We start from the raw sequence: 12,913 nt of genomic DNA on the forward strand, positions 1-12,913 counted from the left end.
TGCGGCTTGGCGGTTGAAGGCACTTCCGCGACCAGAAGCACCCGGTGTGTCCCTGCCGTTGCCGGCGGGGACGAAAAAAATCAATCCACGTACAGCGAGCTGACCGATTCGCCGAAGGCGATGCGGCGCATCGTTTCAGCCAGCATTTCCGCCACGCTCAGCTGACGGATCTTGCTGCACACCCGCGCGGCGTCCTTCAGCGGGATGGTATCGGTCACCACCAGCTCATCGAGCTGGGAATTGGTGATGTTGTCCACCGCCGGGCCGGACAGCACCGCGTGGGTGCAGTAGGCGGCGACCTTGAGCGCACCGCGCGCCTTCAGGGCAGCGGCAGCGGCGCACAGGGTGCCGGCGGTATCGACGATGTCATCGACCATCACGCAGGTCTTGCCTTCGACGTCACCGATGATGTTCATCACGGTGGAGACGTTGGCGCGCGGGCGGCGCTTGTCGATGATCGCCAGGTCGGCGTCATCCAGGCGCTTGGCCACCGCACGGGCGCGGACCACGCCGCCCACGTCCGGCGACACCACGATCAGGTTCTCGGTACCGTAGGCGCGCCAGATGTCGGCCAGCAGCAGCGGCGAGGCATACACGTTGTCGACCGGAATATCGAAGAAACCCTGGATCTGGTCGGCGTGCAGGTCGACGGTCAGCACTCGATCAGCGCCAGCGGTGCTGAACATCTTCGCCGCCAGCTTGGCGGTGATCGGCACGCGCGAGGAACGCATGCGGCGATCCTGGCGCGAATAGCCGAAGTACGGCACCACGGCGGTCACGCTGGCCACCGATGCGCGCTTGAGCGCGTCGATCAGCACCAGCAGTTCCATCAGGTTCTCCGCGCTCGGCGCCGAGGTCGGCTGGATCACGAACACGTCCTGCTTGCGGACGTTCTCTTCGATCTCCACCTGCACTTCACCATCGGAGAAGTGCGAGACCAGCGCCTTGCCCGGGCGCACTCCCAGTTCCTTGCAGATGTTCTGCGCCAGACGTTTGTTGGCGTTGCCGGAAAAGACCAGCAGGTTCGGGGACTCTTGCATCATGATTGTCTCGGGCGGGGACGAGTGGCGGGGATCCGGTAGCGGCAAGGACCACTTCGGCCCCTGCTGCTGACAACACCGCGACTGTTCCCACGTCCCGCGCAGGTGATGCGCTGGAAGGCGCGGACGCAGCCGCATTGGCAGGGGCGGGAGGATTCGAACCTCCGAATGCCAGGATCAAAACCTGGTGCCTTGGGCCTCTTGGCGACGCCCCTGCATTGATGAATCAGTGTTGCTCGAGTGCATCCAGCAGTGGCGAACGTGCAACGCCCGCAGCCACCCTTGCCCGCAACTCCTTCGACAACTTCGCTCGTCCCTGCTCGGCGGCAGCCTGCGAATCGAACTCGACGAAACAACCACTTCCCGAACCGGTCAGTCGTGCCGTGCCGATGTCGCTCAACGCAGCAAGCACGGCCTCGACGGCAGGCTCACGGCGGCGCAGCACCGGTTCGAACACGTTCCCGACCAGCGTGCCGGAAGCGAAGTCCTCTATTTTCGCCTGTGGACAGTCGCGCGTCAAATCCGGATCAGCGAACAGCAGTGGCGTCGGTACATGAACGCCCGGTTCGACGACCACATACCAGGCCTGCGGCAGGGTGATCGGCTGCAGCTGCTCGCCCACCCCTTCGGCCCAGGCGTTGTGCCCACGCACGAACACCGGTACGTCGGCGCCGAGACGCAGGCCAAGCGCGGCCAGCGCGTCTTCGTCCAGGCCCGCGCCCCAGAGCCGGTTCAGCACCACAAGCACGGTGGCCGCATCGGATGAGCCACCGCCGAAACCGCCGCCTGCCGGAACATGCTTTTCGACGATGATGTCGACACCTTGCTCGACATTTGCCGCTTCTTTGAGCATCCGCGCTGCGCGGACCGCCAGATCATCCGCCTCTGCGACGCCGGCCAGGCCCCCGCCCTGGCGCCGCACCTGATCGTCTTCACGCAGGCGCAGGCCGATCCGGTCGCCCCAGTCGAGCAGGCGGAACACCGTCTGCAGCTCGTGGTAGCCATCGGCACGGCGGCCGGTGATGTGCAGGAACAGGTTCAGCTTGGCCGGGGCCGGCCACCAGGACCAGCCCGCGTCATCCGCCCGCGCGTTCATGGCGCGCCCTGACCCCATTGGTCGACCAGCAGGCGCACCTTGGCGTCGCCATTGACCGCTTCGACCCTGCGCGGCAGGGCCGGACGCCCGGCTTCGGCCGGATACCAGTCCAGGTACTGGATGACCCAGCCCATCTGCTGCATGCGCCGCGGACGGCCATCAGCATCGCGGTCGATCTTTTCCGGCCCAGCGCTGTCGCCAGCGACCAGGCCGCGTACCCAGTCCGGCAGCTGATTGACCGGTATATCCCAGCCGGTGGCCTCCAGCAGCAGCGCCTGCGCGTCTTCACCCTCGCGCGGACCACCGGCCAGTCCTTCCAGGCGCCCGGCTTCATGATGGGCATCACCGCTCAGCTTCCAGCTCTGGCGGGTCACCGGCGCGCTCAGCTCAACGACATAGCGCTGGCCTTCCTGCTTCCAGTCGATGCGGCCGCTGCCACCGTCCTTGCCCTTGCTGACCGCCACCCGGCCCTGGAAATTCCAGTCCGATGCCGATCGCAACGCTTCTACACGCGCGACCTCGGTAGCGGCCGCTTCGGCGGAAACGGTGGTGACCACGGCCGGCGCCGGCGTCTTCTGCCGGCCAACGGTGGTACAGGCACTCAGGGCCAGGGTCACGGCCACCAGCAGCAATGGCCGGATCGTGGAAACACTCATGGATTGAATTTCTCGCGGGCGCGCTGCAGCGCGCGGTTTTCAGGGTCGAGCCGGGCCGCTTCCTCGAAGAAGTGACGGGCTTCATCGTGCTTGCCCAGCACCCACAGCACCTCGCCCACGTGGGCGGCGATTTCCGGGTCCTTGGCCAGCGTCCAGGCGCGGCGCAGCTGCACCAGCGCGTCGGCGCTGCGCCCAAGGCGATACAGCACCCAACCATAACTATCGACGATGGCCGCGTTGTCCGGCTCGGCCACGCGCGCGCGGTCGATCAGCTCGAGTGCTTCCTGGTAGCGGCCGGTACGGTCGGCCAGGGTGTAGCCCAGTGCGTTCAGTGCCGGCACGTTCTCCGGCTCGGTCACCAGGATCTTGCGCAGGTCGGCCTCGGCGCGGGCGATGTCATCGCGACGCTCCCAGGCCAGCGCACGGGCATACAACAGGCCGTTCTCGTCCGGATACGCAGCCAGGCCACGGGCCAGTGCATCGATCTCGCCGGGAAGATCATCGGCACGCTGGCGCAGCTCGGCTTCCAGCAGATACGCATCGCGTCGCACATCGTCATCCACGCCAGCATCGGACTGGATCGCATGCACTTCCTCCAGCGCCAGCGACTGCCGACCCGCCAGGCCCTGTGCATTGGCCGCACGCAGGCGCGCTTCATTCAGCTCATCGCCGCCAGGCACGCTGTGATACCAGTTGACCGCCTCCGGGTAGCGCTTGAGGTACTCGGCGATCTTGCCCAGCAACAGGCGCTGCGCCGGGTCCGGCTTGGCCGCCTGCCGCGACAGCTCGTTGTACAGATTGGACAGCGCGGCCTTGTCGCCCTGCTTGGCCAGCAGCGAGGCACGCATGCCCCACGTCTGCACATCCTGCGGGCCAACCGCCAGCACGCGCTCGGCCGCTGCCGGCTGGCCGAGGCTGTCATAGGCGATGGCCACCGCGTTGCGCAGCTCGGGGTCCTGGCGGGTCTTCGGCTCCACCCCGCGCAGCAGCGACAGTGCCTGGTCGGTCTGCCCGGCCTGCTGCAGCTGGCTGGCACGCAGCAGGGCGACGCGCGGCTCCTCGGGGAAGCGCTTGACCACCTCGTCGATCATGCGCCGCGCCAGTTCGGGCTTTTCCATGCGCAGCGCCAAGCGCCCAAACTCCTGCCAGGCCTCGATCTTCTGGGGAATGGCGTTGGCATCGACCAGCTCGCCCAGCACCTGGGCTGGCACGGCCGGATCGCGGCCACCACCGATCAGGGCACCCAAGGCGAACTTCCAGCCCTCATCCCCCGGCTCCTGCAACAAGGCCTGAAGTTCGCTGCGCGCGGCCTTCACATCGCCCTCGCGCATCGCCAGTGCACCGGCTGCGCTGCGCATCGCCAAAGAGCGCGGCGCACGCTGCTGCCACAGGGCCAGGCCCTTGGCCGCAGCCCCATCGTCGTTGGCCAGCATGGCGATGCGGGTCGCCCGCTCGGCCAGGGCGGCGTCGCCGTCGGTCTGCTGGGCGGCCTGCAGGTACCAGCGCGCGGCCTCGGCCAGCTTGCCCGCCTGCAGGGCGAATTCGCCTGCCAGGACCGGCTCCAGCGCCAGTTCCTCAGTCACCGCTGGCCGCGCAGGGGCCTTGGCGGGCACCGCCGCCAGGGCCTGGGCGCAGGCCAAAGACAGCAGCAGAACACTGGGGATGCGAATCAATGCGGGCATCGTCGGCATCGGGGCCTTAAAATGTCGTCCAATGGCCAGCAGCTTATCGCAAGCAACTGAACAATGACCCTGTGGGTGCTCGGACTGAATCACCAGACCGCACCGGTGGAACTGCGCGAACGCGCAGCCTTCGCCGGTGACGCGTTGCCGCGCGCGCTCGGTTCGCTGCGCGATACCCCGCAGATCGCCGAGGCGGTGCTGCTGTCCACCTGCAACCGCACCGAGCTGTATGCCGTGGCCGAGTCCGCGCAGGCACTGGACCAGTGGCTGCACGCCCAGGCCGGCGACCTGCAGGGCTATCTGTACCAACACGCCGATGCCGATGCCGTACGCCATCTGTTCCGGGTGGCGACGGGGCTGGATTCGATGGTGCTGGGCGAGCCGCAGATCCTGGGCCAGGTGAAGGATGCCTGGTCGACCGCGCGCGACCATGGCCTGCTCGGCCAGCGCCTGGACCGGCTGTTCCAGCAGACATTCTCGGTGGCCAAGCGCGCACGTACCGATACCCAGGTCGGCGCCAATCCGGTATCGGTGGCTTCAGCAGCGGTGCGTCTGGCGCAGAACGCGTTTGCCCGCCTGGATGATTCCACCGTGCTGCTGGTCGGTGCTGGCGAGACCATCGAACTGGCCGCGCGCCACCTCAGTGAAGGCAAGGTGCGGCGTCTGCTGATCGCCAACCGGACGCTGGCCCATGCGCAGGAACTGGCCAGCCGCCATGGCGGCGTGGCGCTGCCGCTGACCGAGCTGGAGCGCCACCTGGCCGAGGCCGACGTGGTGTTCTCGGCCACCGCCGCCCGTGAACCGGTGATCCACCGTGCCGCGGTGGCCAACGCCCTGCGTGCGCGCCGGCACAAACCAATGCTGCTGTTCGACCTGGCCGTGCCGCGCGACATCGAAGCTGACGTTGCCACGCTCAAGGATGCGTTCCTGTACACCGTGGACGATCTCGAGCGCGCGGTGGAAGACAACCGCCGCAGCCGCCGCGAGGCCGCCGCCGAAGCCGAGACGATCATTGACCTGCAGGTCTCGCGCTTCGTCGAAACGCTGCAGGCCAATGCCCACCAGGCACCACTGCGACAGCTGCGCGCCTTCGGCGAGGCCACCCGGGTCGAACTGCTGGAACGCGCGCGACAGCAACTGGCCAACGGCAAGCCCGCCGACGAAGTGCTGGAACTGCTTGCCCACGGCTTGACCAACCGCCTGCTGCACCCGCCGACCGCCGCCCTGCGTGCGGCCGCGCTCAGCGGCGATGCCGACCTGACCCGCGCCGCCGAGCGCCTGTTCCCGGCCACGCCGGGTTACCGCCACCCACCTGTGAGAACCGATGACGCCGACCCTGCGCCGTAAGTTGGAAGCGCTGGCCGAGCGCCGCGAAGAACTGGAACGTCTGCTCGCCGAACCGGAGGTGGTCGCCAACAACGCGCGCTTCCGCGATCTTTCGCGCGAGTTTTCCCAGCTCGAACCGATCGCCACCGCACTGGCCGATGAAGCACGCGCCAAGGCCGACCTGGCAGCGGCCGAAAGCATGCGTGCCGACCCGGACCTGCGCGAGCTGGCCGACGAGGAGATCGCCGACGCACAGGCCCGCCTGCAGGAACTGGAGCAGGAACTGGCGCTGCTGCTGGTGCCCCGCGACCCGCGCGATGAAGGCAACCTGTTCCTGGAAGTGCGCGCCGGCACTGGCGGCGACGAGGCGGCGATCTTCGCCGGCGACCTGTTCCGCATGTACGCCCGCTACGCCGAGCGACAGGGCTGGAAGGTCGAGATCGAATCGGACAATCCCGGTGAACATGGCGGCTACAAGGAAGTGGTGGCGCGCGTGGTCGGCCGAGGCGCGTTCTCGCGCCTGAAATTCGAATCGGGCACGCACCGCGTGCAGCGTGTGCCGGCCACCGAATCGCAGGGCCGCATCCACACCTCGGCGGCAACCGTGGCGATCATTCCGGAAGCAGACGAAGTCGACGAGATCGTCATCAACCCGGCCGACCTGAAGGTTGATACGTTCCGGTCATCCGGCGCCGGTGGCCAGCACGTCAACAAGACCGAATCGGCGATCCGCATCACCCATGTGCCCAGTGGCGTAGTGGTCGAATGCCAGACCGAGCGCAGCCAGCACGCCAACCGCGACAAGGCGATGAAGCGGCTGAAGGCACAGCTGCTCGATGCCGAGCGCCAGCGCCACGACGCGGCGCAGGCTGAATCACGGCGCCTGCAGGTCGGCAGCGGTGACCGCAGCCAGCGCATCCGCACCTACAACTTCCCGCAGGGCCGGATCACCGACCACCGCGTGGAAGGGCTGACCCTGTATGACCTGCCCAACGTCCTGGCCGGCGATCTGGACCCACTGCTGCAGCGTCTGAGCCACGAACACCAGGTCGACGCCCTGGCCCAGCTTTCGGCGGGCTGACCCGCGTGTCGGCCTGGCAGCAGCGGCAGCAACTGCAGCAGGCGATCACGCGCCAGCCCGGCGACTTCGTCGCCTGGGTGATGCTGGCCGATCTGGAACTGGAAGCCGGTGACATTGCGGCCGGCGAGCAGGCCGCGCGACGCGCGCTGCAGCTGCGGCCCAACCATCCTGAAGCACTTGCCCGGCTGGGCCGGGTAGCGTGGATGGCGGGGGCGCATGCCGATGCCGCCAAACTGCTTGGCCAGGCCTCCGCGCTGGCACCGGAGCACCCGGGCATTGCGTTGTGGCTGGGGCATGCGCTGGAAGATGCCAACGATGCAGAGGGCGCATCCGCGGCCTATCGCCGCGCGCATGCCCTGATGCCCGATGAGCCCTATATCGCCGCACAACGCCTCGCCTGGCAGCGTCGCCTATGCGATTGGCAGGACGTGGATGTGCTGGCCACGCGGGTGCGCGGCGCATTGGTGTCCGGTCAGGGCGTGGTGGAACCCTTTGCGTTTCTCAGCGAAGACGCCAGCGCGGCCGAACAGCTGGCCTGTGCCCGAGCGCGCGCGGCCGCTGTCGCTGCTGCGGTGCGGCCACTGCCGCCGGTGAAGCTGCGCAAACGAGGTCCACTTCGCGTGGGTTTCCTGTCCAACGGTTTCGGCGCTCATCCCACCGGATTGCTGACGGTGGCGCTGCTGGAACATATGAGCCAGGACCCGGCCCTGCACCTGCATCTGTTCGCGCTCAACGCCGACGATGGCAGCCGCATCCGCCAACGCCTGCGGACCGCCACCCGGCTGCATGACGTGGCGGGATTGCGCCATGCCGATACCGCCGCGCGCATCCGTGCACAGGGCATCGACCTGCTGTTCGACCTGCGCGGCTGGGGCGGCGGCGGCACACCGGAAGTACTGGCGATGCGCCCTGCCCCGCTGCAGCTCAACTGGCTGGCCTACCCCGGCACCTCCGGTGCGCCGTGGCTGGATGCCGTGATCGCCGACCCCTTCACGCTGCCGCCCTCGATGGAAGCGCACTACAGCGAACGTGTACTGCGCCTGCCGCGTGCATTCCAGCCCTCGGACAACACCCGTCTGCTGGAACCGGCACCGGACCGCACGGCATGCGGGCTGCCCGCGCAGGGCGTGGTGTTCTGCTGCTTCAACAACAGCTACAAGCTCAACCCGCGCAGCATGGGCCGCGCGTTCGCGGTGCTGCAGGCAGTCCCCGGCAGCGTGCTGTGGCTGCTGTCCGGCCCCGGCCACGCCGATGCCCGCCTGCGTATCGCCGCGCAGGCTGCTGGCTTGGATCCGGCGCGCTTGGTGTTCATGGCCAAGCTTCCCCATCCGCAGTACCTGGCCCGCTATCAGCTGGCCGATCTGTTCCTGGATACGAACCCGTACAACGCGCACACCACCGCATCGGATGCACTGTGGGCTGGTTGCCCGGTACTGACCTGCCCCGGCGATACCTTCGCCGCGCGCGTGGCCGGCAGCCTCAACCATCAGCTGGGGCTGGACCACATGAACGTCACCGACGATGCGGCATTCGTCGCCTCCGCCAGTGCACTCGGCAACGATCCAGCCGCCTTGGCCGCTGTGCGCGCAGAACTTGCGCAGGCACGCGAGCGCAGCGGCCTGTTCGACATGGCGGCCTTCGCACGCGATCTGTCCGCACTGCTTCAGCAGCTGGCCCGCGAACACGGCTGGCAGGACCTCGACACGCCCTGACATCGCCCTGCGCTACGCTCGGGCTTCCCTCCCGCGTGGTATGACGATGGCCAAGCTCAAGCGCAAGGAATACGACGAACTGCTGCAGCCACTGCAGCTGGAACTGGCGGCGATGGCGCGCTGGGTGCAGCACAGCGGACAACGCCTGCTGGTACTGTTCGAAGGACGCGACACCGCCGGCAAGGGCGGCGCCATCCAGGCCATCAGCGAGCACCTCAACCCGCGCCAATGCAGGGTGGTGGCGCTGCCCAAACCCACCGACCGCGAAGCCACGCAGTGGTATTTCCAGCGCTACGCCACCCATCTGCCGGCCGCTGGCGAAATCGTGCTGATGGACCGCAGCTGGTACAACCGCGCTGGCGTGGAACGGGTGATGGGCTATTGCAGCGAGACCGAATACCAGCAGTTCCTGCGCCAGGCACCGGTATTCGAACAGCTGCTGGTGGATGACGGCATCCTGCTGTTCAAGTACTGGTTGTGCGTGGACCAGGAGCAGCAGGAGAAGCGCTTTGCCGAACGCCACGTCGATCCGCTGAAGGGCTGGAAGCTGTCGCCGGTGGACCTGAAGTCGCGCAGCAAGTACAGCGCGTACACCGAAGCGCGCGAGGCGATGCTGCGCGCCACCCATCGCGACGGTGCGCCGTGGACGCTGGTGGATTTCAACGACCAGCGGCTGGGTCGCCTGACCCTCGCCCGCAACCTGCTGGACCGGCTGCCGGACACGCGGGTGGATGCACCGTTGCCGGAGCTGCCGAAGCTGAAGGGCAAGCTGCATCGCGAGCACTACGACGTGCTGAAGCCGATCGAGGATTTTCCGGTCGAGGGTTAGGGTGGGTCGGCAGGGCCTGCGGCCCTGCACCTGCTACAGGCAACGGCAACAGCCGAAGCAACAGCGAAAGCGGGTATCACGTGGGATGGCGGGGCGGTGTCGGAGTGCGGGGACGCCGCAAGTACGTCCTTGTAGGCTTGGCCGCGGCATCCATGCCGCGGACACCCCGCAATCCGACACCGCCCCACCTTCGACAGATTTCCGGTGGCTGATGGATTCACGCCATGCGTGAATGAATCTCCATCGAAATCGAATATTTCGACAATTGAACGAAGAACATCCACGCATGGCGTGGATCTACGTGTCGACCAAGGCCGACACACACCAAGAACAGGCCATGACATTCCGACAGATCGCGGGAATCTGTCGAAGGCGGGGTGGGTCCGGTTGCGGGGGCGTGAGCCGCATGGATGCGGCGACCGAGCTTACATGGACGTACTTGCAGCGTCCCCCGCAACCGGACCCACCCCGCCATCCCACGGATCGCCGCTGTTGCTGTTGCTTCGGCTGTTGTTGTTGAGGTTGCCGGCCAGCGGCCGGCACTACCGCGGGTGGCGGGTGCAGGGCGCAGCCCTGCCGAGCACCCCCTTATTTGGCAGCCGCGATCTGCTGTTCGATGTCGGCGGCGGTGACCGGGCCGAGGAAGCTGTGCGCCAGCTTGCCCTGCGGGTCGATCAGATGGGTCAGCGGCAGGCCGCGTGGGGTGGCGAAGTCGGCCGGCGGATCAAACGGATCGACGATCACGATCGGATAGGTCACCGGATGCTTGGTCAGGAACGACTGCATCTCCGGCGCCTCGATGTCCTCATAGGCCAGGCCGACCACTTCGATGTTGCTGCGCATGGCATGCAACGCCGACAGCTCGGGCATTTCCTTGCGGCAAGGCGCGCACCAGGTCGCCCAGAAATTCACCACCACCCACTTGCCACGATGCGCGGCCAGATCGTAATCACTGCCATCGACCGCCTTCATCTTCAGCGTCGGGAACTCGGCGGTGACGCGCTCGGCGGGCGTGTCCTCAACCGGCGCCGGGGCGGCCGGGGTCGGTGCCTGTGCCGGCGGCTGGCTGCTGGCCGGGGTCGGCTCCTGTGCAGGTTTGCAGGCGGCCAGGGCCAACAGCGCGGCCAGCAGCAACGGGGTCTTGCGGGTCATGGAGTGTCTCCAGAATCAGGGTAGATGTCGCTGACGCGACGCTTGAGGCGTTCACGCAGCGGCAGGCGCAACTCGTCCAGCGCAGCCAGTGCGGCCTTGCCCAGGCCGTCATCGCGGTAAGGCAGGTGCTGTTCGGCCACTGGAATGCGCAGCTGTGTACATTCGTACAGATCGCCCAGGCTGACCTGGTCCAGGTCACGGGCCAGCAGCCACTCGCCGCGCTCATCGCGGCGCAGCAGGCCGATGCCCTCCAGGTTGCAGGCCAGGTCCTGCAGCAGCGAGTCGGTCAGCATCGGCTCCAGCCGCAGGATCTCGTCGTCGGCCAGCCCCTTGCCCTTGGCGCGTGCGTGCTGGAAGCGCCCGAGCAAACGCAGCAGGCCATAGAACTCGTAGCCCTGCGGCAGGCGCAGTTCTATCGGCTGGTAGCGGAAGGCCGCCATCGACGACGCCAGCGACGCGCCCAACAGCACGGCCACCCAGCACAGGTAGATCCACAGCAGCAGGATCGGGACGAAGGCCACGGTGCCATACAGCTTCTGATAGGACTGGAAGCTGCCCAGGTAGGCGCCGATGCCCCACTTCACCAGCTCGAGGATCACCGCAGCGAGAATCGCGCCTGGAATCGCGTGGCGCCACTTCACGGTGTGGTGTGGCACTACCCGGAACATCAGGGTGATGCACACGAATTCGATCAGGATCGGCGCCAGCCGCAGTGCAAGATCGGCCAGCCAGCGTCCCTCCTGCGTGCCGAACAGCGGCATCGCGAATACCCTCGCCGACACGGCCAGCGACGCAGCGGCGAGCATCGCGCCGAGGGTCAGCACCGTCCAGTAGACCAGGAAGCGGGTCAGCCGCGGCCGGCTGCTACCGACTCGCCAGATCTGGTTGAAGGTCTCTTCAACACTGTTGAGGGTGATCAGCAGCGAGATGACCAGGGCGATGAAGCCGGCGGCGGTGAGCTGGCCGGCACTGGCCGAGAACTGCCGCAGGTAACCCTCGGCGGCGCGCGCGGCGTTGGGCACGAAGTTGGAGAAGACGTAGTCGCTGAGCTGGTCGCTCCAGCGATCGAACACCGGGAAGGCCGAGAGCACGCCGAACACCACGATCGCCAACGGCACCAGCGCGAACACCGTGGTGTAGGCCAGCGCGGCGGCCGCCTGGAACAGGCGGTCGTCGAGGAAGCGGCGCCACAGGAAGCGGCCGAAGCTGGCGGCGCGTGCGCGATCCCGCGCGCGCTCCATCCACAAATTGAGCGTATCCAAAGGTTCCATCGGCGCAAGGGTACCCGATGCGGAATCGGTGCAGGATAGCCATACTGGTGTCCACACGATGAGGAGAGCTGGGCGCGATGGGCGAAATCCTGGTGCTGTACTACAGCCGCGGCGGTTCGGTGGCACGGCTGGCGCGCCAGATCGCGCGGGGCATCGGCGAGGTGCCGGGCATGGCTGCACGGCTGCGCACGGTGCCACCGGTGGCTGCCGTCACCCAGACCGCGCAGCCGCCGGTGCCGGACGATGGCGCGCCTTATGTAAGCGTGCAGGACCTGGTCGAGTGCCAGGGACTGCTGCTTGGCAGCCCTACCCGTTTCGGCAACATGGCCGCGCCGGTCAAGCATTTCCTCGATGGGCTGGGCGCCGAATGGGTGAACGGCACGCTGGCGGGCAAGCCGGCCGGGGTGTTCACGTCCACCGCGTCGATGCATGGCGGCCAGGAGTCGACCCTGCTGTCGATGCAGGTGCCGCTGCTGCACCACGGCTGCCTGATCGTCGGCATTCCGTTCACCGAGCCGGCACTGAGCCACACCACCAGTGGCGGCACACCGTATGGTGCCAGCCACGTAGCGGGCGCCGCCGACGACCCGCAACCCACCGACGATGAAGCGGTGCTGGCACGCGCGCTGGGGCGGCGTGTGGCCGACATCGCGCAGCGGCTGGCGCGATGAGCAGCGCGCCGCGCACCGTGCTGCTGCTGGCCTTGATGGGGCTGGCGGCGCTGTTTGCCGGCTGGTTCATCAACGACAAACACTGGTTGGCCACCCAGCTGGTGTTCACTGCACCGCCGCTGGCGCTGGCCATCGCCCTGCGCCTGGGCTGGCGCAAGGCCGGTTTCTGGGCCGCGGTGCTGGCGCTGGGCTGGTTCAGCCACGGCGTAATGAGCGCCTGGAGCCATCCCGAGACCCGCTGGCTGGCACTCCTCGAAATCGTGCTGGCGCTGCTGGTGATCTTCTCGGCCAGTCTGCCCGGCCTGCGCGCCCGTTTCGGGCGGCGGCGCTGACGCTGCGCCCGGCGGGCCGTATCATCTGCAGTCCCGGCCCAGCGCCGCTGTACCTGCCTTGGTTT

Annotated in this window: 12 protein-coding genes and 1 tRNA gene; 6 read left to right on the forward strand and 7 right to left on the reverse strand. The window is 67.6% G+C overall.

All coding sequences use genetic code 11. The features are described 5' to 3' along the window. Nucleotides 1–80 precede the first annotated feature (80 nt). The 5 genes from HUT07_RS15730 to HUT07_RS15750 all read right to left on the reverse strand — a co-directional run bounded on the left by HUT07_RS15730 (nt 81) and on the right by HUT07_RS15750 (nt 4,474). Nucleotides 81–1,040 (reverse strand): ribose-phosphate diphosphokinase, encoded by a 960-nt coding sequence (locus tag HUT07_RS15730; RefSeq protein WP_025879147.1) that lies wholly within the window; start codon nt 1,038–1,040, stop codon nt 81–83. Between the two features lie 138 nt (nt 1,041–1,178). Then, nucleotides 1,179–1,255: transfer RNA gene (locus HUT07_RS15735), tRNA-Gln, on the reverse strand. Nucleotides 1,256–1,266: 11 nt separating this feature from the next. Beyond that, a complete protein-coding gene (gene ispE / locus HUT07_RS15740; protein ID WP_176021686.1) occupies nt 1,267–2,136 on the reverse strand; it encodes a 4-(cytidine 5'-diphospho)-2-C-methyl-D-erythritol kinase in 870 nt (289 codons plus the stop codon). Beyond that, on the reverse strand, nt 2,133–2,792 hold the full coding sequence (gene lolB, locus HUT07_RS15745; protein WP_176021687.1) for a lipoprotein insertase outer membrane protein LolB: 660 nt from the start codon (nt 2,790–2,792) through the stop codon (nt 2,133–2,135). The genes ispE and lolB overlap by 4 nt, the downstream gene beginning before the upstream one ends. After that, nucleotides 2,789–4,474, reverse strand: a complete 1,686-nt coding sequence (locus HUT07_RS15750) for a tetratricopeptide repeat protein (RefSeq protein ID WP_176021688.1) — start codon at nt 4,472–4,474, stop codon at nt 2,789–2,791. Before HUT07_RS15750 ends, lolB begins: the two co-directional genes overlap by 4 nt. A gap of 63 nt (nt 4,475–4,537) precedes the next feature. Here HUT07_RS15750 and hemA point away from each other — a divergent pair, with 63 nt between their 5' ends. Genes hemA through ppk2 form a run of 4 tightly spaced genes read left to right on the forward strand, consistent with a single transcriptional unit; the run spans nt 4,538 to nt 9,422 of the window. Beyond that, on the forward strand, nt 4,538–5,821 hold the full coding sequence (gene hemA, locus HUT07_RS15755) for a glutamyl-tRNA reductase (RefSeq protein WP_176021689.1): 1,284 nt from the start codon (nt 4,538–4,540) through the stop codon (nt 5,819–5,821). Continuing rightward, entirely contained in the window at nt 5,799–6,881 is a 1,083-nt protein-coding gene (gene prfA, locus HUT07_RS15760) for a peptide chain release factor 1 (protein WP_176021690.1), read from the forward strand. Before hemA ends, prfA begins: the two co-directional genes overlap by 23 nt. Nucleotides 6,882–6,886: 5 nt before the next feature. Next, nucleotides 6,887–8,593 (forward strand): tetratricopeptide repeat protein, encoded by a 1,707-nt coding sequence (locus HUT07_RS15765; RefSeq protein WP_176021691.1) that lies wholly within the window; start codon nt 6,887–6,889, stop codon nt 8,591–8,593. 46 nt (nt 8,594–8,639) lie between these two features. Further along, nucleotides 8,640–9,422, forward strand: a complete 783-nt coding sequence (gene ppk2 / locus HUT07_RS15770) for a polyphosphate kinase 2 (RefSeq protein WP_176021692.1) — start codon at nt 8,640–8,642, stop codon at nt 9,420–9,422. 588 nt (nt 9,423–10,010) lie between these two features. Here the strand turns inward: ppk2 and HUT07_RS15775 are convergent. Both HUT07_RS15775 and HUT07_RS15780 read right to left on the reverse strand, forming a co-directional pair. Next, nucleotides 10,011–10,574 carry a TlpA disulfide reductase family protein gene (locus tag HUT07_RS15775; protein ID WP_176021693.1) on the reverse strand — a complete coding sequence of 188 codons (564 nt, stop codon included), beginning with the start codon at nt 10,572–10,574 and terminating at the stop codon, nt 10,011–10,013. Further along, complete coding sequence (locus HUT07_RS15780; protein WP_176021694.1) at nt 10,571–11,845, reverse strand: YihY family inner membrane protein; 1,275 nt, start codon at nt 11,843–11,845, stop codon at nt 10,571–10,573. Before HUT07_RS15780 ends, HUT07_RS15775 begins: the two co-directional genes overlap by 4 nt. A 77-nt stretch (nt 11,846–11,922) precedes the next feature. Here HUT07_RS15780 and wrbA point away from each other — a divergent pair, with 77 nt between their 5' ends. Beyond that, a complete protein-coding gene (gene wrbA, locus HUT07_RS15785; protein ID WP_093818977.1) occupies nt 11,923–12,516 on the forward strand; it encodes an NAD(P)H:quinone oxidoreductase in 594 nt (197 codons plus the stop codon). Next, on the forward strand, nt 12,513–12,848 hold the full coding sequence (locus HUT07_RS15790) for a DUF2069 domain-containing protein (RefSeq protein WP_176021695.1): 336 nt from the start codon (nt 12,513–12,515) through the stop codon (nt 12,846–12,848). The genes wrbA and HUT07_RS15790 overlap by 4 nt, the downstream gene beginning before the upstream one ends. Nucleotides 12,849–12,913: the final 65 nt, after the last annotated feature.

Origin of the sequence: Stenotrophomonas sp. NA06056 (assembly GCF_013364355.1) — a bacterium.
Taxonomy (GTDB): domain Bacteria; phylum Pseudomonadota; class Gammaproteobacteria; order Xanthomonadales; family Xanthomonadaceae; genus Stenotrophomonas.